Below are 21,895 nucleotides of genomic sequence, written 5' to 3'. Positions count from 1 at the left end.
ATAATTCATAATTCATAATTCATAATTCATAATTCATAATTCATAATTCATAATTAGAGAATGGGTAAAGCAGCCAACACTAAATCAAAAATTTAGTGGTCAATAAGACTGTGGAAATTACAGAGCTATAGCGCTTCTCGGTTGAGTCGAATACAGACCTAACAAGAACAGTCCCTTCCCTACCAGCGTTGGGGAGTAAAATTCAAAGCCTTTCTCCTTTTAGGAGAGAGCAATGGAAGTCAGGTCAGAGTGTATTGCATACAAACGAGCGTAGGCGTAGCCCGTCGTAGACATCGCTATAAATGCACTTTCTTGATTGAAGAATAAATTTATTTTTATGCATCAATAAATTTAGTTGCTCTGTAACCAAAATTATGAATTATGAATTATGAATTATGAATTATTTGGTCATCTTGGTTAACCTCATGAATTGATAACTGCCAGAGTTGGATTTGATAACAGAGATGGCGATCAAAAATGGTGCGTGCTGCTAACCCCTCGATAATCGGCTTTTCCAGCCAGCGTTTGAACGCTAAACGACCGAGTGCGTGTAATGGTGGGAGGGCGATCGCTACAACATCAGCAATATATTTGATGGTAGTCAGTCCAAAAGTACGGAAGTTATCAACACATAAGTCAATGGTTGGCGCAATTTGGGTGGAGATGTCCTCAGTCTGAATTAACTTAAATCCAGCCTGGATCAACGCTGTCTGAAGCTCGCTAGCGACATGACAATTAGAAAAAATGCCCTCTCGATATTCAGCATCAGAGCGCATCATATCCGCAAGCAATAGGTAGCCACCACTACTTAATACACGAGCTGCACCCTGAGCCAAATCGTCAGCAGCAATATATTGGCTACTTTCACTGAACAGAACTAGGTCATAAGAGTGTGAGGTGTGAAAATCTTCAAATCTCGTTAAGTAGAAAGGTACTTGACCGTTGGTATTCTTGATAAACTTCTCTTGTTGGAGTGCATCGGGTGCTAATCCCTCAACAATGAAACCGCGATCGTACAAATATGCTGCGTTACCACCAATACCACAGCCTACGTCAAGCACAGTTTTTGTACTCTCTGGAATGAAACTGAAAAGCTTGGCTGCATAGGCAACTTGCGCCGCACGCATGTGAGTTATCGTCAATTCCTCACCCGCAGTCGGTAGTGGCTCCCAATACCCGTAATGGAGATAGGAGGAATTTGTGAGTCCCATGTAATAATCTATCGCCGCATTTTGGTAGCGAGTTGGTTTGGGAATGTTGATTGATTTTGATTTGAGCATTGATGAATAAAGTAAGTTTTAGGGTATTAGACTTGGTTGAAATTCTTCCCAACGTTATTGACTCGCTAGGTAATTGCGGCAACCACGATGATGGGAAATATCTTGGGTTGGCCATTGGCGTTCCCGAAGCATTCCGTTACGCAGATAAAGCGATAATGTTATAGTAGTATAGGGAATACGCTAAAATTTCCTTGAGTTCACGGCATTTGAATATAGAATAGACACTCAAATGTGTGAATGATATAGCTGGAGAGGTGTCCGAGCGGTTCATGGTGACGCACTCGAAATGCGTTTTGGGGAAACTCAACGGGGGTTCGAATCCCCCCCTCTCCGTTCAAAAAGATTGCCGAATGTCATAGATGGTATGTATGTCTATATATCTTGTGGGGTGGGCAACATGAGCGCCCTAATTATGCAACTTCAATGCCGATTAGCTTATCAAGTAAAATTATCCCCGTGCGAATCGATCGCCAGGGAATCCCTCATCTTGATCAGCGTTTTCAGACTGTAAGACTTATGCGTTATTTGAATAATCAAGCTTTTCCCCAAAATCCGGTGAAGATTAATTAGAAGGGGGAAATCGTTGTACAGAATAGCAAATAACGCTGTGCGATCGCCAGTCGCTTCTCCTGTTCAAAGATACTACGCCCACCCTTGCTTCACCGTAGGAGTAGAAGTCGGGAAAGCCTCTGTTAGCACTTGGCTCACCAAAATCCCAAATTCCAAATCTAAAATTGACTAATTATTGTCATCTTGTAGCTTTTGCTTGGATTGCTGATCATTTTGGGGTTGACTATTAGTCGGTGAACTTTGCTTTTCCAGTGTTGGTACTACTACAGCAGAAGGATCTGACCGTTTGGATTCCGTTGGTGGCGCTGCTGGGATGACCACAGAATTTGACGGATTCACAGGTTTGGGGGAGGTAGAATCTTGACTAGAAGCGGGTAAGTTATTTTGTGGCAATGGTGCGGGGGAGGCTTTACGAGATGACCGGATCGCCCGTAGTTTCTCCACTAGCGAGGGTGTGGGTGAAACGCTAGGTGAAGGTGTGGATTGTTTGGAATCGCCACGTTGCGATTCTGGTGTAGGGCTGCTACCGGAAGATTCTTCTTGGGAAGAACGACGATTGCGCCGACGCTGCTTAGAATTAGAGACAGGTGCTGATTCGGTTCTTGAGGTGGTGTTAGTCTCTTCACCCGGAGGTGAAGATGTACTCTCGAAGCTAGGTACTTTCGCGGGTGGTTGTTGAGTTGGCTGTTCAAAAAGCGGCTTTGCGGTTGGCTGCGGCTGAGATTTGGGTAACATGCTCGTAATCCCAAAACCTGCTGTAGCAGCAACTAGGGCTACACCTATACCAATAATTACATTAGATGACCCCAGTTTTTTAGCCAGTACATTTTCCTTGGCGATGCCTGGGTTGGGCTGCGCCAACGCAGATGGTCTATGAATGCGGTTTTGGGATGTTTTCCCAATTAAAGTTGCTGCTTGCTGGGCAGATACATTAACAGTTGGCACTGCGTAAGTGGCTAAGGCTTGCGGTGTCACATTCACCCCATTTCCAGGTAGCAGTTGTAACCACTCAGCAACTGTCGCTGGCCGAAAACGAGACTCGACTGCCATACCGCGCATTACCGCCTGGTTGACAGCAGCACTCAAGTGTGGTTGCAGTTCGCGGGGGGAAGGCATTTGCTCGCGATCGCGCAATAATGCTGGCATAGGAACTTGGGCTGTCAACAGTGCATACAAGGTTGCTGCTAAACCATAAACATCCGTGGCGGGTGTGCGTGGCGCTTGCGTCATGTACTGCTCAATGGGAGAATAGCCTTCAGAAACCAAACCCGTGTGAGTCTGTCTGACACCGCCATTAAATTCCCTGGCAATGCCAAAATCAATCAGTACTACTTCCTGCGTTCCTTGACGAAGGATAATATTATCTGGTTTGACATCTCGGTGTAGCAAACCATTGTTATGTACTACCTGCAAGGCTGCCCCAATTTGCCGGATGTAATGAATTGCTGTGGCTTCAGGTAAAGGTATTCCTGGTAATACAAATGCGTCTCCCAAGGTTTCGCCACGAATGTATTCCATCACCATGTAAGGCAGTCCAGCTTCAACAAAAAAGTCACTGACTCGGACTATATTTGGGTGGATACACGTAGCTAATCGTCTGGCTTCATCTTGGAATTGGCGCTCGAATTTCGCAAAATCAGGATGTTGTCGCAGCCGTTCATTGATGGTTTTCATCACCACCTCCTGACCCAAGTAGTGATGGGTAGCTTTAAATGTAATGCCAAAGCCACCCCGCCCTATTTCTTGAATTAGGGTATATTTTCCATCCTGCAAAATTGTGCCTGCTAACATAAAGAGTCCTGAGTCCTGAGTGAGCAGATTAAGTAGCGAGTTCTGAGTCTTGAGGGATTTCCAAAAAATTCTCCCATATTTTATCTAAAGCAGGGTTCTCGCCTGTCTATCTTACGGGATGATTTAGTTGTTGGAATTCCCGAAGCGGGAAAAACCTCCCCATGATCGCAACAGTTTTATCTTTTTCATAGGATAACGCGGGAGTAAAGAAATCCTGAAGTAGAAAACAGGATAAAGCTGTCTCCTATATCCGTGATATCAGGGAGGGAGTACGACTGGACACGCTACTTGCTACAACGCCACAGAGCAATTCACTGACTCGTCTCTAGCTGCATTAAAAGCGATGGCTACAGCAGGCTACGCCTACGCTCATCCGATTAGCTAATTGGCATTCAAGTTGCATCGTTACAATCGAAACTACCAGTCAATTTTTGAAAGAGGAAGATATAGATTTTAACCTAGAGATTGCAGGTACACCAGTAATGTTTCTGTTGTCCAAGTGGCACAACCGCAGCCAAAAAAGTCATAGTCTTGTGTCCAAATTGCTGCTTCTAGATGAAGTGCTAAAGCAACTGTCTGCCAATCATTTTGATCTCTGGGAATTCGCCTCCTAGCTTCAGCTTCTAAACCTTCATAGGTTTCTAATTTAAATACCCTTAAATACGTTTGCAACACATCCAATCCAGATTCCAGTAATTCCTTTCCGACTGGCTCATTAAATCGACCATTCGATATCATGCGAACGATACGCTGTTGTAATTCATATTGAGTTTCATCAATAATCTGCTCTGTAACGCAGAGTATCAGACTAGAGTCTCCAATCAGCGCCCTTCCTCTGTTTCGCAATAGTTCTGCTACTAAAACATTGGTATCAACGACCAATCGCATCATAAGGGAATGGTTTACTCATATCAAAAATACCAGCAAGTTCATCTTCCGTCATACCGGTTTCAGCCAGTACTTGCTCAACAGCTTTTGTAAAACGTTCCATTACCTGCCTTTTTTTTTCGGAATCTTTACTGGAGGAATTATCCAATAATTCCCAAGTTTTTTCTCCATTTGTTAATTGCTGCGGTACTGGAGAGACTTGAACAATATTCTCATCCAGAATTTGCTTGAGGGCAAGTTTATCATCTAGCTGTAATGCTTTAATAGCTTCAACCAGTACCGAAAAAGGAATTTGCAATTGTACGATCGCTTGTTCCATTTTTTACCTTATTCTGACTATTAGAATGAGCAACCAGCGTTAACTCGACAATCTCACATTCATCCTACACCGCTACAATAGAGTATTCAGAGCAATGTTAATACTCTAAATACTTATCTTCTTATACTAGTTCGGGTATAGTTAAATCCCAAGGAGGTATTCCAGTCGTCAATTGGTCGCTGAAAGCTGATACCTCCGCCAATTTTACCTTCCCGCACTTTGTCGCCGTTAGCTAGCTTGATAGTATCGTCAAAGGTTTCCGAAAGTTCCCGGCGACGAAAGCCATTCACAGTGTAGCCCAAGCGATCGCTGTTAATTTTGATATTTTGTTTCTTATGAGTAATGTATCTCGGTTATCTCTAGCTTCTAACTCGCAAGCTGCAACTTCTCCTTTGCGGTTACTTGTATTAAGTAATGGTCATGGGGAAGATGTAATTGCAGTTCGGATTTTGCAAGAACTCCAACGACAATCAAACCCACCAGAGATATTTGCTTTGCCTCTGGTGGGTGAAGGACGTGCTTATGAACAGTTGGATATCCCCTTCATTGGTTCAGTCCACACCATGCCTTCTGGCGGCTTTATTTATATGGATGGACGCCAATTAGTGCGGGATGTACGCGGTGGTTTATTGAAACTTACCCTCAGCCAGATTAAAGCTGTCCGCCGTTGGGTGAGTTCTCAAAAAAAATTAGGTAATAAAAGAGCGATTTTAGCTGTGGGAGATATTGTCCCCCTGCTGTTTGCAACTTTCAGTGGCGCTAATTATGCTTTTGTGGGTACGGCGAAATCTGAATATTATGTGCGGGATGAAGCTGGATTATTACCACGGAAATCTAAAGATGCGCGTTGGGAAAACTTTTCCGGTTCAGTTTACCATCCTTGGGAACGTTGGTTGATGAGTCGTCGCCGTTGTCAGGCGGTGTTTCCTAGAGATGCACTGACGACGGAAATATTAAAACAATGGCCAATTCGAGCTTTTAATTTGGGTAATCCGATGATGGATGGTCTAGAACCGACCTTTTCACGCCAAAAATTTTATAGTCAGGATAGCCAACAACAAGAGACAGTTCGACCTTTAATGGTGACTCTTCTTCCTGGTTCCCGTCCGCCAGAGGCATACACCAACTGGGAAACAATTATGATTGCTGTATCTGCGTTGATGGCAAGTTTCCAGGAGCGAGATTCGGTGTTTTACACTTCTGGCAGAGTGGTATTTTTAGGTGCGATCGCTCCTGGTTTAGACTGTAATATTTTATCCCAAAGTGTGCAATTCCAAGGCTGGCGGACTGAATCAGCATCTCCTATCCAACTTCACGATCCAAATATCTTGACATTTAGACAAAGAAATGTTTATCTACTGCTGACACAACAAGCCTATAATGATTGCTTGCATTTGGGAGACTTAGCGATCGCAATGGCAGGTACAGCCACAGAACAGTTTATCGGTTTAGGGAAACCTGCGATCGCGATTCCCGGTAATGGGCCCCAATATAACCCTGCCTTTGCTGAAGCTCAAAGTCGTCATTTAGGCTCATCTTTGATTTTAGTCGAGCAGCCAGCAGAAGTTGCCAAGATCGTACAGTCCCTCTTCAAAGATCCTGATATTTTGCAAATTATTGCCGAAAATGGTCTGCGACGCATGGGTAAACCAGGAGCCGCACTACGTATTGCGGAATGTTTACAGGAACGATTTTGAACGGGCATTGGGCAATTCAATTTGGGATTTTGGTGAAGCAGCGCGGGAACAGGGGGTTTCCCCCATGAGTGACTGCACCAAGCCGAAGGGATTGACGATAGCTGCGCGTAAAGCCTTCTCTTCTCCCTTGGCGCTAGCCTCTCCCAATGTGAGAAGGGGAGACGCACTCGCGTCCCTTGAGGCAACGCATAAAGGCATATCTTCTCTACCAGACGCACTCGCGTTTGCTGAGAGCGAGTCCGCGTACTCCTGCCCAGAAGCAAGCTACGCCTTGGTCTCGTAGAGAGCGTCTTTTGGATTAAATTTCAATTCTTTAATCTAAAATCTAAAATCTAAAATTCTTACTCCCTCATCCCTAGTTCCTAGTCTCTCACGCCACCAACCCAGAACGTAATGCCCTCACAGCAGCTTGGGTACGGTCATCGGCACACAGTTTATTTAGAATATTGCGAACATGAGTTTTCACAGTACCAACTGTAATGTAGAGTTTCTCGGCAATTTGCCCATTGCTACAACCAGCGACAATCAACTCTAGGATTTCCAGTTCCCGTTGAGTTAGGGGGTATGTTTCCAAAACTTGCTCGTATTCTGACGCTAGCGCTTCAATTTTTACAGTCTTCGGCTTGTCAGAATTTTGGGTCTCTCCAGGAATACCTTGCCGCATCTTCCGCAATACCACGTTGGCAATTGCCGGATCAATCCAAGAGTTACCGGCGTGAGTTGCTTGTATCGCCTCCGTTAATTTACTGATGCTTGTTTCTTTCATATAATAAGAATCAGCACCCGCCGCGAAGGCTGCAAGTACTGCATCCTCTGTATGATCCATTGTCAGGATAAGAATCTTTGTAGTCGATTGCCCAGTTTCAGCTTGGTAGCGTTTGAATTTACGGGTGAGTTCGATGCCATCCATGTCAGGCAAGCCGATATCTACAACAGCTACGTCTGGCTTTGCCGTTTCTAAAAGTTTTAATCCTTGGGTAGCATTTGACGCTTCGCCAATTACTTTCAATGCGCTGTGAGACTGTAATGCTGCTCGTAGCCCCATTCGCGTTAAGTCATGATCTTCAATTAAAATAATGCTAATTTCATTCATCGCTACACTCACTTTTACTGCTGTTTGCCTCTTTCAATGTATTACCTTGTGTAAGTGCTATCTCTTATTTTCCCATACCAAAGATAGATGATATTTCAAAAAGTCTGCATCCATCGAGAGAAATAGTAAATACCCGATTTTTTCATATTTCGATAGAGGACAAATCTAGCTGAAGATATATGGATACTTGCACAAAAAATATGAAATATTGAAACGAATGCCAAATTGTTCCCCCTTGCTGAGAATTCAGCTTTGAGTTGCGATGTTCCATTAGTTAATTACTATTATCTTGTATAAAGCTGACAAAAATGGACAAATTACAAAAGGTCAAAGTTGCCTGATGAGAAAGTGAACGATGATTTCGAGCGATTTTTAACCAAACCTTTGGATTTATCGGATTGATGGAGCCAATAGCAATCCTCATGAAAGGGAATCAAACGGCGTTAAAATTTGGTGGAATCACCAGCAGCAAAGTAATTTCTTGTCCTTTGTGGGAAGCTTGTTGGTCTGACTTTTCACGCGATGTGGAAGACTTCTCTCCTTCTAGGGGAGAGGCTTTGAATTTTCGCTCAACCCTTGTAGGGAAGCTTGCTCAAATGCCACAAGGTTTGGCAGGACTTGGTATTCTTCCTAAAGTTCACGATCAGGTATTAGTAATTTTCCGAACAGTGGAAGTATGCGATCGCCATAAATATACTAACACAGGTCTGGCGATCGTTAAGAAAATTATCGAAATTCCAGGAGGTAGGATTACTCAGATTCACAAATAGGTATAGGCAGTACTTTTCTTATTTACCTGCTCTAATCAATCTGATGGGTAAAACTGCTCAAGCTTATGGTACACGAGAATGGTATGCAACTCTCACCAATGGCTGACGACGGTCGCTTGCTCACTCATTTACAATTGTTTTAAGCTTAGTAAAGTATTTTATTTTACTTTATATCAATTCTGTTTGCTGTCTTCAGAGCAATAGGTTTCGGTTTGTTAATTGCTAATTTTTTGAAAGCCATTGGTCATTTGCTAGGAGTTTAATTTCAAGACTCTGATAAATTAACCAGATTGAGGATACAACAGACTGAATTTAAACCAAGGAAATGCCCGAAAGAGTGATTAACATCCGACTAGTGGAGGAGAACAAAGACGACCTCAAATCAAGATCAATACCGAGTGAAAGCTGACAACTTAAATTTAGCTGGATATATCCTGAAGCCTTTGATCTTCCCTAACTTTATGGAGATGATGGCAACGCTCAACAAGTATTGGATATTGTGCGAAATGCCTTAGTCAATCAAGTTACAGATTTTAGATGTCCGAAAATATTATATTCTATTAGTTGGATAATCTGAAAAGAGAAATGTTATACATCAACCTATGTTTGGCGGCGAAAATAAAAACCGATGGAAGAGACGCTGAAAATTTTGGTTGTAGACGATGACGAAGTAGACCGGATGGCAGTCCGTTATCCCCTGACTGAAGCAGGTATTAAAATGGAACTGTCAGAAGTAGGCAATGGTAATGATGCGTTTTCCGCCTTAAGCACTACTGCCTATGATTGTGTTTTCCTCAACTATCGCTTACTATACCCGGATGGACTAACCTTGATTCAACAGCTACGTTCTTCGGAAATTAAAGTTCCTTTAGTAGTCTTAACTGGTCAAGGAGATGAACAAATTGCTGTCCAATTAATCAAAGCTGGTGCTACAGACTATCTCTCTAAGTCTAAGATATCCCCAGAAACTTTGGTACAGGTTTTGCGAAGTGCGATTCGAGTTTATCGGGCTGAAATGCAGGCAGCTTTAGCAAACCAGCAACTCAGAGAGAGTCATGAACAACTCATTCGTAAGAACCAAGAATTGGAGAGACAACAGCAACAGATTCAAATGCAAAACTTCAAGCTATCGGAGGCATTACTGCTAAAATCGCATTTTTTGGCAACTATGTCCCACGAACTCAGAACGCCGATGAATGCGATTATTGGTTTTTCGCAGATACTGCTGCGTCCCAAGTTCGGTCAACTAACGCACCAGCAAGCAGATATGGTTGAGCGCATCTTGAATAATGGGAAGCATTTGCTAATGCTGCTGAATGAAGTTCTCGACTTTTCCAAGCTGGAGGCAGGACGATTAGACTTAAAGGGGGAAATATTTGATGTATCAAAGGTAATAAATCTCGCTGTAGGTGAAATGCGTTCACTAGCTGATGCCAAAAACCTCTCATTGTTAGTGCAAACAGATTTGCAAAATCCTTTGGTATTTAATGATCCAGTTCGGATCAAACAGATTTTAATTAACCTGCTCTCCAACGCCATTAAGTTCACCGAATCTGGTGAGATTTGGGTTGAGGTTAAGGAACTACCTGCAAATCGAGTGACAATTATCGTTCGGGATACAGGTATTGGCATAGCACCCAGAGATTTTAAACGTATTTTTGAAGCATTTCGGCAAGTCGATCAAACTATCACTCGCAAATATCCAGGTACAGGTCTGGGTTTGGCAATTATAGATTCGCTGGTACGAATGATGGGCGGCAAAATTTTTCTTGAGAGCAAATTGGGGATCGGTTCAATGTTTAAAATTGAATTGCCACGTCAAATCACATTATCGACTGAAGCAGCCGATGCTCCAGCTTTACAGTTAGATAGTGACGGGGTTTTTTGCTCTGCTAAAAATCAGCATCATTCATCTTTTCAAGCCAGTAAAGCATCAATAGGATATCCTAAATTTCAACTATAAATTACTTCCAAAAACACTGATAAAAGTTGATAAATCATGTCTGTAGTTGAAGATAATAAAATTTATCGTATCCTCGCAGTTGACGATACTCAAGATAATCTCATTTTGGTTGAAGCAATTTTAGAAAGTGAGGGGTATGAAATTGATTTGGCTTCAGATGGAATAAAGGCTTTGCGGCAAATTGAACAATCTCCACCCGATCTGATTCTGTTAGATGTGATGATGCCGGGAATAGATGGTTATGAAGTCACCCGGCGGATTCGGAAGAACCCTGCAATCTCTTATATTCCAATTCTGCTGATTACTGCCTTTCATGAATCCAGCGTTGTCCAAGGTTTGGATGCTGGTGCTGACGATTTTATTCGTAAACCATTTGATACTGATGAACTACTGGCAAGGGTGCGATCGCTGTTGCGTCTCAAGCACAGTCTAGACGAACAACAAAAAATGGCCCGCCAACGCGAAGACTTTGTTTCCCGTCTGACTCATGATTTGCGAACTCCCTTAGTAGCGTCCGATCGCATGTTGAATTTGTTTGAGATGGAAACATTCTGCAAAATTTCGCCAGAAATGAAACAGGCGATCGCAGTCATGATTCGCAGTAACCAAAATTTGATGGAAATGGTGAACACCCTGTTAGAAGTCTATCGCTTCGAGGCAGGTAAAAAAACGTTGAATTGGGAAGTATGCGATTTACGTGAGATATCTCAAGAAGTAGTCAGCGAACTAAGCCCTCTAACTAGTGAAAAAGGCTTGACTCTAAAAATAGACACCCGTGAATTAGACGCACTGAGTCAAAACCCTGGTATTATTATGGGCGATCGCTTGGAACTACGGCGAGTGCTAAACAACTTGATCGCAAATGCGATCAAATTTACAGATACAGGTGGCATAACAATCCGCATTTTGGAAAGATCACCTCATCCCGGAAATCCAGATTCGGTAACAATTGAGGTACAAGATACAGGATATGGGATTGCGCCAGAAGATCAGGCAACAATTTTCGAGCGATTTCGCCAAGGTAGAAATAAACGCTCAGGTAGTGGCTTAGGACTACATCTATCCCACCGGATTGTAGAAGGGCACGCCGGAACTATCCAGGTTGCTTCGGAATTAGGTAAAGGTAGTCTGTTCACTGTAAAACTACCTAAAAACACTTAAGTTCTTCTTCACTTTCATATTTTTATGCTGGACTGCTAATCTTGACAAAGCTCAAAAGCAGAGTGAATACCCAATCTTGTCCTAAGCCCACGACGGCTCAATTAGGATTGACTTGTGTTTTGCTTTTGTCTAGTTGATAATCTTTACCCACACAAAAATCGCTCAGGTAAGAAAACCTCAAGCTGATAGGTTTAGCAGATAGTTTTCGAGTATACGCAAAATTACAGAATATTTTCTTAATGAGTTCATAATAACTTTATATAAAAAATTCGGATGATTATTTATAACAGTATCGCTTGACCTTCTTTTATGCTAAACCTTTTTTCTGAGCAAGTGAAGAGAAACAAGCGTAGGCGTAGCCCGTCGTAGACATCGCTCTTATCCATAATGCTAGGTAAATTCCTATCTAACTAGCTGATTGCAAAATAATCATCAATTTTATGCGGTTATTGCATTACTACGGATTTACAATAGCTTCACAGATGCGATTCTAATATGAGGGAATAAAGATGGATACCCCTGGCGTTGACCAGGGGCTTTTTATTTAGCAGCTACGCCTTAAACGTCAACACCGGACTCAACCGCGCCACAACGTCCACCATTTCTGCCTCAACCTGCACATCAATCACAGACTGAATCGGTTTGTAGGCCGCGGGTGCTTCTTCAATTCGGCGTTCTTCACGCAGGGTAATGCAATCTACCCCGGTTAATCCCAGTTCCGCCTCACTTTGAGATGCACCTCTGCGGTTGAGGTCGAAGCGAGAACGAATTCTTCCCGCCCCATGTGAGGCAGAATTACAAAATGCTGGATTGCCTCTACCCACCATCAGATAAGAATAAGCACCCATTGAACCAGGGATAATCACTGGTTGCCCTAGATGGGCAGGACAAGCGCCTTTGCGTGTTACCCATCCCTGACCTTCTGGTAAGGTGATGTTATGAGGCAAGTCATAAACTAGAGGTGCTTCCACATCTTTGTATACTTCCCGCAAACGCAGACGTAGCAGTTCCGCTAATAGAAGGCGATTTACAAAGGCATAGTTAGCAGCAGTGGCCTCAGCTTGCAGGTAACTGGCGACTAATTCAGGGTGAGAATAAGTAGAGAGAGGAAAAATCTGAGAATCAGGGTACTTCAAACCTTTTTGCCAAGTCGCCTTAGCTTTATCTCGCCACATTCCCCCAATATACTTACCCACGTTTCGAGAACCAGAGTGAATCATAAAAGCTAGCTGTCCCTCGCGCACTCCCCAAGCGTGGGCAAGTGTGCGATTTTCAACTTTATCAACCCGTTGCACTTCTACAAAATGATTACCGCCGCCAATGGTTGCCAGTCCGCCATCGCGTACTAGTCCAGCATCGGGAACCAATTCTTCAGGCGCAAGTTTCCAGTCACCATTCATTGAACCACCTAAGAAAATGCGTTCGCTCTCTTGGGCAAGTTGTGATAAATTAGACTTGACTACACTCCCCGTAGGCTGATCTAGCATGGCATCCAGCCAACCGGGAACTCCATACTGAAATAGCGATCGCATTGTCTGAGCAGTCATTGTCACATCACGCGTACCGAAGAAATAATCCCCCTTCATCCGTTCTACGAATTGGTCACGCTTTGCCAGAAATTCCTCGATTGTCAAATCAACAACATGTAGGCGCATTCCACAATTGATGTCAGAACCGACAGCGCCAGGGATAACCTGACCCACAGTTTCTACGACTGAACCAATGGCAACACCCGCATCACCTGGGTGAAAGTCAGGCGTAGCACAGGCACGACAAACGCATCCACCTGAAGGGTGGCGGACGCTTGCCAAATTCGCTAATTGCTTCAGTGCCTTAGCTTCTACGGGAAAGTCTTCTGGGAGTAGCACTTCTGCTACAGGGGCATCAGGAGAATTAACTAGACGGACTGAATAAGTGCGATCGTTATAAGTTACATCCAAACCCTGCCGCTCTAAAGCACGCAGGAGACGTTTGAGATTTTTTGGCTGCATGAAAACTCCAAATAGAGTCTTAAAAAAGACCCCTTGTTGTGAAGAGATGAGGAGACTTGGGTTCAGCAGCCGCGTCTCAATTAGTGCAGAGGGTCGTTTTCCCAGAACTGTGGGGAAAACAACAGGTTAATTCTGACTAATGTGGTTATATAGCCTTAATAACACACACTTTCATCGGATGACAAGTGTTTTGTAGTACGTTGTATTTTTGATGGGCAACGGTTACTCAGTCAAACCAAAGTTGTAAAGAAATTTGAAGTTTAGCGAAAAACTTTTAAAAATCTCTAGACTCTCCAGCCGGCTAGAGAGTCTAGGATGAATTCAAGGCGACTTTCAACCAGAAATTTCTGACTGTTGACGGATGTCCCTCAGTCATCTAGCTTGGTTTGGCTAGGTTGTTCATTTTATCCCGTAAATCTATGACTCTCCAACTCACAGTTCCCAACATGGCTTGTTCTGTTTGTGCAAGCACCATCACCAAAGCACTTCAAGCAGTCGATGCCAATGCTAGCGTTCAGGCTGATCCCACAACCAAGCTTGTCAGTGTCCAAACTCAAGCATCAGAAACAGCAATTAAGGAAGCGTTGGCTGCTGCTGGCTATCCAGTTGCTTAATCTTTGAAATCCTTCCACACCAATCACGGCGGTTCATCTAGTTATGGATACTCTCACACTCAAACTTCGAGGCATGAGTTGTGCCGCTTGCGCCACTAACATCGAAAAGGCGATTCGCTCTGTTCCTGGGGTAATTGACTGCAACGTTAACTTTGGAGCAGAACAAGCCACCATCAAGTACGATCGCTCTCTAGCCAATTTAGAGAAAATCCAAGCGGCGATCGCATCTGCGGGATACTCTTCTGACTCACTCCAGGAAGAATTGCTCTCCGAAGAAGATGATGCGGAGAAAGCGAGTAGGCAAGCATTACAACGCAAACTCTCCCTCAAGGTAGTGATGGGAGGTGTAATCAGCATTTTCCTATTTTTGGGATCGTTGCCCATGATGACTGGGCTGAACTTGCCCTTGATTCCAAGTTTTCTTCAGAATCCTTGGGTACAGTTAGTGCTGACAACACCCGTCGTGTTCTGGTGTGGTGGATCTTTTTACCGGAATGGCTGGAAAACCCTCAAGCGCCATACGGCGACGATGGACACGCTGATTGCTTTGGGCATAAGTGCAGCGTATCTATATTCTTTATTTGTCACCGTTTTCCCGAACTTTTTTATTGCTCAGGGCTTGATACCTCATGTTTATTACGAAGTTGCCGCCTTTGTGATTACCTTAATTTTGTTGGGGCGGTTGTTGGAAAATCGCGCTAGGGGGCAAACTTCTGAAGCCATCCGCAAACTCATTGGACTGCAAGCTAGAGATGCCAGAGTTGTTCGTGATGGTAGGGAAATTGATCTTCCCATCGCCGAAGTCAGAATCAACGATGTGATTTTGGTGCGTCCTGGTGAAAAGATTCCAGTAGATGGCGAAGTGATTGCAGGCGCTTCGACAGTAGATGAAGCGATGGTGACGGGTGAAAGTTTGCCAGTCAAGAAGCAGCCAGGAGATGAGGTAATTGGGGCGACGATTAACGGTGCGGGTGCATTTCAGTTTCGGGTGACACGAGTCGGAAATGATACATTTTTGGCTCAAATTGTCAAACTAGTGCAACAAGCCCAAGGTTCTAAAGCACCAATTCAGCGCTTGGCAGATCAGGTGACAGGATGGTTTGTACCAGCTGTGATTGCGATCGCGATCGCCACTTTTGTTATTTGGTTTAATTTCACGGGCAACCTCACCTTAGCAACAATAACAACGGTGGGTGTACTGATTATTGCTTGTCCTTGTGCTTTGGGTTTAGCTACCCCCACATCTGTAATGGTAGGAACGGGCAAAGGTGCAGAAAATGGCATCTTGATTAAAGGTGCAGACAGCTTAGAACTAGCACATAAAATTCAAACCATCGTTTTAGATAAAACCGGCACTTTGACTGAGGGGAAACCGACAGTTACAGACTTTGTAACTGTCAACGGCACAGCTAATGGTAATGAAATCAAGCTTTTACAGTTAGCAGCAACTGTGGAACGCAATTCTGAGCATCCTTTAGCTGAAGCGGTTGTAAAATACGCCCAGTCTCAAGAGGCGAGTTTAATAGAGGTAAAAAACTTTCAGGCTAATGCAGGTAGTGGTGTGCAAGCAGTTGTTTCAAATCAGCTTGTGCAAATTGGTACACAACGCTGGTTAACAGAACTTGGAATTAACACCATGAGTCTCCAGCAGTATAAAGATGCGTGGGAAGCGGCTGGTAAAACAGTCATTTTGATTGCTGTAGATGGCGAACTACAAGGAATAATGGGTATTGCCGATGCCCTCAAACCTTCGTCAGCAGCAGTGGTGAAAGCTTTACAGAAGTTAGGTTTAGAAGTAGTAATGCTTACTGGAGATAATCGTAAAACTGCTGATGCGATCGCTCTACAAGTTGGCATCCAGCGAATCTTTGCCGAAGTGCGTCCAGATCAGAAGGCGGCGATTATCCAATCTTTGCAAGGGGAGATAGAGAGATTTCTCAAATCCAAGATCCAAAATCCAAAATCTAAAATTGTCGCAATGGTAGGTGATGGCATAAATGATGCGCCAGCCCTAGCCCAAGCTGATGTGGGAATTGCCATTGGTACGGGAACAGATGTAGCGATCGCAGCTAGCGATATCACCCTAATTTCTGGAGATTTACAAGGAATTGTTACGGCTATTCAACTTAGTCGCGCCACCATCAACAATATAAAGCAAAATCTCTTCTTTGCCTTTATTTACAACGTCATTGGTATTCCGATTGCGGCAGGAATTCTGTTCCCCATCTTTGGTTGGTTACTCAATCCAATTATCGCCGGGGCTGCGATGGCTCTTTCTTCGCTTTCTGTTGTTAGCAACGCTCTAAGATTGCGTAACTTTCAACCAAAAGCTATCTCATAATTGCAGGTTAATTTAGCAAATGTTCAGTAAAAAAATGCTTTGGGGAAGCCTTACAGCTTTAGTGCTGCTCACTGGAACATCAGGCGTGACATTAGCAGAAATGCCAGCCCACTCGTCAGAGCAAACTAGCCAATTTCATCGTATTGAGCAACCTTTAGGCTTGAAAGTTGGTGTTGCGATCGCAGGTTTCGCCTTAATTGGACTAGAGTTGTGGTGGTTTCTTCTTTATAAAAGTCCTGAGTCCTAAATAAAGTCAGATATAAAGCCTATTTTACTCCTGACTCCTACTGTAAGTCTTAGAGGATGTTTGAAAAGCTAATTTTTATGTATCCTGGCGACTGGAAGTCGCGGCTACACGAGACTTTACCCACCTCCGTGGGTTAAAAACCCTTGACTTTTATTAGAGGATGTTTTAAAAGTTCTATTGTAGGTATTAAAACGTTCTATAGCAATCCTAAATCCCCTTTTAAAAGGGGGACTTTGATTCCGGTTCCCCCCTTTTTAAGGGGGGTTAGGGGGAATCAATAAGTGCCTAAAATCACAGCAAACCACTTTTAAAACATCCTCTTATTTTGAATAATCGGACAAATTGTATCCTCATGGTGGCCGCCGATATTCTTCCAGCCTGAAAGTAATCCCTCTATTTCAGAACGTAAGGTTAACAATTGATCAATTTGGCAATCAATCTGCAAGACCTTATCTTCGAGCTTTTCTTTGATTTCACCACAGGGAGCTTGTCCTTGGTCATAAACCTGAAGAATATTTCCAATCTCTTCTAGGCTAAGACCAAGATTTTGCGCCCTTTTAATGAATGCTAGACGAGTTAGCACATCCAATGAAAACTGGCGAAAGCCTCCCTCTGTTCGTCTTGATGATTTGATTAAGCCTAAACTCTCGTAATAACGAATTGTCCTGATGGGAATTCCGCTTAAATCTGTTACCTGACCAATTAAAAGCAGTTTTTTATCTTGAGTTAACACGGTAGATATTCTCAACTCTTGTAATTATTATTACATATTTTACTAATTATTAAGTCGTTTGAGAGTTTAGCAAAATATTGGCATTAGTAGTTGAAATTTTTATCTAATTATAAATTTTACTAAGTTTTAATTTTTAAAATATCTATTCTGAATAGATATTTTAAAAATTAAGCTGATATTTGATTGACATAATTTTTACATTGTTAATAATAATTGTTCAATATTTTACCTTCTGAATTTTATCCATTGATTGAGTAACTGTTTGTCATGGTACTGAAAGTAACTGTTTTTTTGAAGTTTCCATGTTACTTGTAGATCAACTGCTTCACTTTAAGTGAAACCATAAAAATGAATCTCAACTCGCAGACTTTTAGCTCAACCCGTAAACCTAAAAATTTTAATAATCCAGAGCGTTTTATTGAGGGATGGTATTGGATAATACCCTCTCAAAATCTGCGGGTGGGTGAAGTAAAACCTGTCACGATTTTGGGTAGAGAATTAGTGATTTACCGTGGTAAAGACAGAAGAATAGTTACCTTTGATGCCTACTGTCCACATATGGGCGCTCACCTTGCTGAAGGCAAAGTTGAGGGTAATGCACTACGTTGTTTTTTCCACCACTGGAAGTTTGATGCTGAAGGGATGTGTATTGATATCCCATGTTTAGATGCGCCGCTTTCGCTAAAGTTACAAACTTGGCCCACTGCTGAAAAGTACGGGATGATTTGGGTTTGGACTGGAGAAATACCACAACAACCTCTACCTTTTGTTCCAGAGTTGGAACAAAAAGAGTGTGATGTCGCCATCCATTCTCATTTCGTGATGAACTGTCACCCCAATGTGATGATGATTAATGCGATTGATGCTCAACACCTCAATACAGTTCACAACCTGCCAGTAGAAATTATTTTTGAAAGACAGGAACTGAACGAAAATGCGATTATCTTCAGTAACACTACACCCATCAAAGACAATTCCTTTTTCATTAAGCTCATCCGTCTTTTCTACAAAAATGCCATAACTTACAGTATTTGCTATTGGTACGGTAGCATTGGGATTGTGACACTTGGCCCCGATTTCTTCCATGTCCACACGATGTTTGCAGTTCGCCTTCACGAAGGGGGAAAAGCTGAAGGTCAAATCTTGTTGATCACTAAGAAACGTAAAGGAATTTTTGGTTGGTTATGCAATCGAGTCGTGCTATGGCTGACCAAGATTGCAGGTAAGTATTTTCTCATGGGTGACATCAAGATTGTCCAAACAATTCAGTTTGATTTGAAAACTCCCATCAAAGTGGATCAGTCAATCATGCAGTTTATTAACCATGTTGAAAAACAGCAATCCCTAATGTGGGGGACTTGGCAAGAAGCGCGATCGCGCGATGTGGAAAGCAAGCCCAAGCGTGAGAGATGGCAAGATACAATGAGTAATGACTAACATCATGATTCAGAATTCAGGAGTCAGGAGTAAAAAAAGCTTTATATCTGGTTTTCAGAATGAAGCATTTTAGTTCATTTAGTTGCAATTTGCTGTAATAACTAAATAAAAGTTAAAAGTTTACCGAAATTACTTTTAACTTTTAATTTATTTTTTACTGGGCTACCAGATCAATAAAAAGAAGTGGCAAAGCCACTTCCTAATTCCCAGGTAGAACCTAAGTCATGAGTATAACGACTACAAAAAATTGAAATAGTATAAACAAATACCAATTAACTGGATATCTCTGTTTTCCTGGTTGTCTGGATGAAGAAATCCTGATTTCCATCTGCTAAATAACTGTATATTTACATAAGTTTCATGATTGCAATACATACTCAATTTTATCCAGTTCATCGCTAAGATGTGCCAGTTTTGTCTCTTCATCAAGAAGTTGCTGTTCTAATTGAAACTTGACTGCCGTACCAGCCTCAATTGCTACAGCTTTCTTCATCTGCTTAAACTTCTCGCTACGGATGTCAAATTCTGCCTGAAGTGCATCTAGTTTTTGTTGCGATCGCCGTCGTTGTCCAGGAGTTAAGCTAATAGAAATTGGACTAGTTTCAATGGTTGCTGCTTCACCAGGTAAGAATTTACTCCCACCAGCGTAATAACAAAGGGGAAAATTATCGCCCAAATCCAGCACTTTATTTACAAAGGGGTGCTGCGGCCCTGATGCTCTTTTTGGCACTTGGTCAAACAAGTAAACTAAAACATCAAGAATACGTGCATAGCCATCCTTATTCACTGCTGCTTTACCTTGCAAGGCTTCCACCAAGCAATCTGTGAAAGCACTGTAGGGTTGACCCGTGTAAGAATATTCGTCTTCTCGCGAAGAAGCAACCACAACCCGACCGCTTCCCGTTCCTAATACATTTAACAGTTCAGGGGGTAAGGGTGATTTAACAAATGTTTCTCCTGGTTCTTTCAAAGCTGGAACGCCACCAGCATGACAGCAATCTAATAAAACTACGAGTTTACGCGCTGTAATTGCTTCAATCTTTTGGGTAAATTCTACACCTGAGATAGCTGTGTCTGCGCGTTGACTGGGGTCATAGCCAAATGGTACAAGGAAGTATTCATTGGTGCGCTGGATGCGTCCACCGTGACCAGAATAGTAAATGATGACAGTCGCATCAGGATTTTGATTTACCTGGGCGATGATTTGGTCAAAAGCTGCGAGGATGTTTTGCCGAGTTGCAGAGGTTTCGGTTAGCAGCGTGACTTGTTCTGGTGAATAGGCGGCGCGATCGCTATCAATCAGTATATCTCGTATAGCCGTTGCATCTTTGACAGTGACCGGTAAATCAGCACCTACGCCAATGAGTAATGCATAACCGTTGGTAAAAGTTTGGTTTGTCATACGGTGGGTGAAGAATGCGATCGCCTTTTATACTCTATATACTTGTGAGTAGTGTGTAAACGTGAAATTTTTATGCTACTAATATTCTCCTGCTGCATTCAAAATCTCAGTATAAAGCTGAATGCTGACTCGAAAACCCGCTTCAGTCATTAAATCATCTATCACTGGTTTGACGATAGGAATTAAACCTCTATGTTTGGCTACCAAGAGAATCCCTAATAATCCGGTTATTGGGACTCCTAATTTAGTGGCTTCTCTTCTACCAAGCCGTTCGTCAATAAGTAACTCGTCTGCATTGAGTTCGAGCGCCAGGGCTATTGCTTCCGATTCACCTAAATCAAGTCTTTGTTCATTTTGAAGCCTTGTAACTACTTCTTGATCAGTAGCTTGTCGAATTTCAATCCAATCCAAAGAAAGTACGGCTGTTACTCGTTCATCTTCATCACTTGTGTTTGCTAATTCATTAGCAACTGCTTCAGGAATTATTACTGTATTGTATATCTCTGGCAAAAGAGATATATATCCAACTATGGCTAAACTACTCAATGGTGACGTGTCACTGACTACAATCATAGCCAGCCTTTTTCACGCAAGTGCTGGAGGTCTTCCTCAAATTCAGCCACATCATAGTGTATGCAAATACCGCGTTTAGCTAGAATTTTTTGAAATTTTAGTTGATTCATTCCAACTAATTTGCTCGCTTTGCCGATGCTAATTTTATCTTGCTGAAAAAGCAAAATTACGATTTCCTGCCATAATTCCTCTTCTGAAAGACCACTGATTTTGAGAAGTTCGTCTGGAATAACTAAGCTCATAAAAGTTTTATTAACTCATGATTGCATCGTAGCATTGGGTTTGCATGATGCTTTGGGATCTGGTGGATGCGATCGCCTTTTATACTCTATAGACTTGTGGGGATTTGCGATCATATCCCCTTTGAGCGAACTGGTCTATTTTGATAAACCACTGATACGCTTTAAAGCAGAGTCAGCATTCTGACGAACTCCTGGATCTGAATCTTTCAGTGCTTCAGTCAGGGCAGGGACAGCACTCTTTGCTTGTGAACCTAAGTTCCCTAAAGCTGAGGCAGCAGTTCGGCGAACATCTACACTAGGGTTTTTCAGAGCAGCTATGAGATTATCAACTGTTGCCCTATGCCAAAGAATTACGTCATTTCCGCTAGCACTGGCTAGTGTTTGAGCATCAGGGCTAAATGCTATGGATAACACAGTATTTTGCAGATTTAGAGTTTGCAGTTCTTTACCATCAAGACTCCAAATTTTAATAGTATTATCATCACCGCTTGAGGCGATAGTTTGGCCATCAGGACTAAAACTTACACTGTTGACTGCACCAGTATTCCCCTTAAACATAATGATACTGATTAATTGACCTTGAAGGCTCCAGAGTCTAACCCTGTTGTCCTGACCAGCTGAGGCGATAATTTTGCCATCAGGACTAAAACTTACATTGTTGACTGCACCAGTATTCCCCCTTAACCTACTGATTAATTTACCTTGAAGGTTCCAGAGACTAACTGTTCCATCCTGACTGGCTGAGGCAATTTTTTGGCCATCAGGACTAAAACTTACACTGTT

General features: G+C 42.6%; 20 protein-coding genes, 1 tRNA gene and 2 pseudogenes. 11 read left to right on the top strand and 12 right to left on the bottom strand.

Features of this window, described 5'->3' with window-relative positions:
- Positions 1-386 precede the first annotated feature (386 nt).
- A complete protein-coding gene (locus HWQ41_RS14520; RefSeq protein WP_292763758.1) occupies positions 387-1,280 on the bottom strand; it encodes a bifunctional 2-polyprenyl-6-hydroxyphenol methylase/3-demethylubiquinol 3-O-methyltransferase UbiG in 894 nt (297 codons plus the stop codon).
- A 248-nt stretch (positions 1,281-1,528) separates the two neighbouring features.
- On the opposite strand from HWQ41_RS14520, the gene HWQ41_RS14515 reads away from it, so the two are divergent.
- Positions 1,529-1,613 (top strand) — tRNA-Ser (locus HWQ41_RS14515).
- Positions 1,614-1,703: 90 nt separating this feature from the next.
- Positions 1,704-1,850, top strand: coding sequence for a hypothetical protein (locus tag HWQ41_RS14510; protein WP_366931669.1), 147 nt, complete (start codon positions 1,704-1,706; stop codon positions 1,848-1,850).
- A 168-nt stretch (positions 1,851-2,018) separates the two neighbouring features.
- Here the strand turns inward: HWQ41_RS14510 and HWQ41_RS14505 are convergent, their stop codons facing one another.
- The 4 genes and pseudogenes from HWQ41_RS14505 to HWQ41_RS14490 form a co-directional block, all read right to left on the bottom strand.
- Positions 2,019-3,641 carry a protein kinase gene (locus tag HWQ41_RS14505; RefSeq protein ID WP_292763755.1) on the bottom strand — a complete coding sequence of 541 codons (1,623 nt, stop codon included), beginning with the start codon at positions 3,639-3,641 and terminating at the stop codon, positions 2,019-2,021.
- A 453-nt stretch (positions 3,642-4,094) separates the two neighbouring features.
- Positions 4,095-4,532: a PIN domain-containing protein gene (locus HWQ41_RS14500; RefSeq protein WP_292763752.1), complete on the bottom strand. Its 438-nt coding sequence runs from the start codon at positions 4,530-4,532 to the stop codon at positions 4,095-4,097.
- Positions 4,513-4,848 (bottom strand): hypothetical protein, encoded by a 336-nt coding sequence (locus HWQ41_RS14495; protein ID WP_292763749.1) that lies wholly within the window; start codon positions 4,846-4,848, stop codon positions 4,513-4,515. Before HWQ41_RS14495 ends, HWQ41_RS14500 begins: the two co-directional genes overlap by 20 nt.
- A 119-nt stretch (positions 4,849-4,967) precedes the next feature.
- A pseudogene (locus tag HWQ41_RS14490) lies at positions 4,968-5,162 on the bottom strand (outer membrane protein assembly factor); the annotation flags it as partial.
- Between the two features lie 21 nt (positions 5,163-5,183).
- Here HWQ41_RS14490 and HWQ41_RS14485 point away from each other — a divergent pair.
- Entirely contained in the window at positions 5,184-6,545 is a 1,362-nt protein-coding gene (locus HWQ41_RS14485; RefSeq protein ID WP_292763746.1) for a lipid-A-disaccharide synthase-related protein, read from the top strand.
- 370 nt (positions 6,546-6,915) lie between these two features.
- Here HWQ41_RS14485 and HWQ41_RS14480 read toward each other — a convergent pair whose 3' ends face one another.
- A complete protein-coding gene (locus tag HWQ41_RS14480; protein WP_292763744.1) occupies positions 6,916-7,638 on the bottom strand; it encodes a response regulator transcription factor in 723 nt (240 codons plus the stop codon).
- A 422-nt stretch (positions 7,639-8,060) separates the two neighbouring features.
- On the opposite strand from HWQ41_RS14480, the gene HWQ41_RS14475 reads away from it, so the two are divergent.
- The 4 genes and pseudogenes from HWQ41_RS14475 (at position 8,061) to HWQ41_RS14460 (ending at position 11,532) form a co-directional block, all read left to right on the top strand.
- Entirely contained in the window at positions 8,061-8,408 is a 348-nt protein-coding gene (locus HWQ41_RS14475) for a hypothetical protein (RefSeq protein WP_292763741.1), read from the top strand.
- Between the two features lie 371 nt (positions 8,409-8,779).
- Positions 8,780-8,923 (top strand): annotated as a pseudogene (locus HWQ41_RS14470) (response regulator); the annotation flags it as partial.
- 113 nt (positions 8,924-9,036) lie between these two features.
- Positions 9,037-10,371 (top strand): hybrid sensor histidine kinase/response regulator, encoded by a 1,335-nt coding sequence (locus HWQ41_RS14465; RefSeq protein ID WP_292763738.1) that lies wholly within the window; start codon positions 9,037-9,039, stop codon positions 10,369-10,371.
- 36 nt (positions 10,372-10,407) lie between these two features.
- Positions 10,408-11,532: a hybrid sensor histidine kinase/response regulator gene (locus HWQ41_RS14460; RefSeq protein WP_292763735.1), complete on the top strand. Its 1,125-nt coding sequence runs from the start codon at positions 10,408-10,410 to the stop codon at positions 11,530-11,532.
- 551 nt (positions 11,533-12,083) lie between these two features.
- Here HWQ41_RS14460 and HWQ41_RS14455 read toward each other — a convergent pair.
- Positions 12,084-13,523, bottom strand: coding sequence for an RtcB family protein (locus tag HWQ41_RS14455; protein WP_292763732.1), 1,440 nt, complete (start codon positions 13,521-13,523; stop codon positions 12,084-12,086).
- 419 nt (positions 13,524-13,942) lie between these two features.
- On the opposite strand from HWQ41_RS14455, the gene HWQ41_RS14450 reads away from it, so the two are divergent.
- Genes HWQ41_RS14450 through HWQ41_RS14440 form a run of 3 tightly spaced genes read left to right on the top strand, consistent with a single transcriptional unit; the run spans position 13,943 to position 16,725 of the window.
- On the top strand, positions 13,943-14,137 hold the full coding sequence (locus HWQ41_RS14450; RefSeq protein WP_292763729.1) for a heavy-metal-associated domain-containing protein: 195 nt from the start codon (positions 13,943-13,945) through the stop codon (positions 14,135-14,137).
- A gap of 43 nt (positions 14,138-14,180) precedes the next feature.
- Positions 14,181-16,478, top strand: a complete 2,298-nt coding sequence (locus HWQ41_RS14445) for a heavy metal translocating P-type ATPase (protein ID WP_292763726.1) — start codon at positions 14,181-14,183, stop codon at positions 16,476-16,478.
- A 19-nt stretch (positions 16,479-16,497) separates the two neighbouring features.
- The gene (locus HWQ41_RS14440) at positions 16,498-16,725 is read left to right on the top strand and encodes a hypothetical protein (RefSeq protein WP_292763724.1); all 228 of its coding nucleotides are present in this window, start codon (positions 16,498-16,500) and stop codon (positions 16,723-16,725) included.
- Positions 16,726-17,032: 307 nt separating this feature from the next.
- On the opposite strand, the gene HWQ41_RS14435 is transcribed toward HWQ41_RS14440, so the two are convergent.
- Entirely contained in the window at positions 17,033-17,458 is a 426-nt protein-coding gene (locus tag HWQ41_RS14435) for a heavy metal-responsive transcriptional regulator (protein ID WP_292763721.1), read from the bottom strand.
- Positions 17,459-17,806: 348 nt separating this feature from the next.
- Between HWQ41_RS14435 and HWQ41_RS14430 the strand changes: the two genes are divergently transcribed.
- Positions 17,807-18,895, top strand: a complete 1,089-nt coding sequence (locus HWQ41_RS14430) for an aromatic ring-hydroxylating dioxygenase subunit alpha (RefSeq protein ID WP_292763719.1) — start codon at positions 17,807-17,809, stop codon at positions 18,893-18,895.
- Positions 18,896-19,253: 358 nt separating this feature from the next.
- Here the strand turns inward: HWQ41_RS14430 and HWQ41_RS14425 are convergent, their stop codons facing one another.
- The 4 genes from HWQ41_RS14425 to HWQ41_RS14410 form a co-directional block, all read right to left on the bottom strand.
- The gene (locus tag HWQ41_RS14425; protein ID WP_292763717.1) at positions 19,254-20,297 is read right to left on the bottom strand and encodes a caspase family protein; all 1,044 of its coding nucleotides are present in this window, start codon (positions 20,295-20,297) and stop codon (positions 19,254-19,256) included.
- Positions 20,298-20,375: 78 nt separating this feature from the next.
- The gene (locus tag HWQ41_RS14420) at positions 20,376-20,870 is read right to left on the bottom strand and encodes a DUF3368 domain-containing protein (RefSeq protein WP_292763715.1); all 495 of its coding nucleotides are present in this window, start codon (positions 20,868-20,870) and stop codon (positions 20,376-20,378) included.
- On the bottom strand, positions 20,867-21,112 hold the full coding sequence (locus tag HWQ41_RS14415; protein WP_292763713.1) for a UPF0175 family protein: 246 nt from the start codon (positions 21,110-21,112) through the stop codon (positions 20,867-20,869). The genes HWQ41_RS14420 and HWQ41_RS14415 overlap by 4 nt, the downstream gene beginning before the upstream one ends.
- A gap of 135 nt (positions 21,113-21,247) precedes the next feature.
- On the bottom strand, positions 21,248-21,895 hold a 648-nt coding region (locus HWQ41_RS14410), incomplete at its 5' end, for a HEAT repeat domain-containing protein (protein WP_292763710.1).

Origin of the sequence: Nostoc sp. NOS(2021), assembly GCF_017115025.1 — a bacterium.
Taxonomy (GTDB): Bacteria; Cyanobacteriota; Cyanobacteriia; order Cyanobacteriales; family Nostocaceae; genus Nostoc.
The sequence above is the reverse complement of the archived record's forward strand: the minus strand, read 5'-3'. Positions and strand labels throughout refer to the sequence as shown.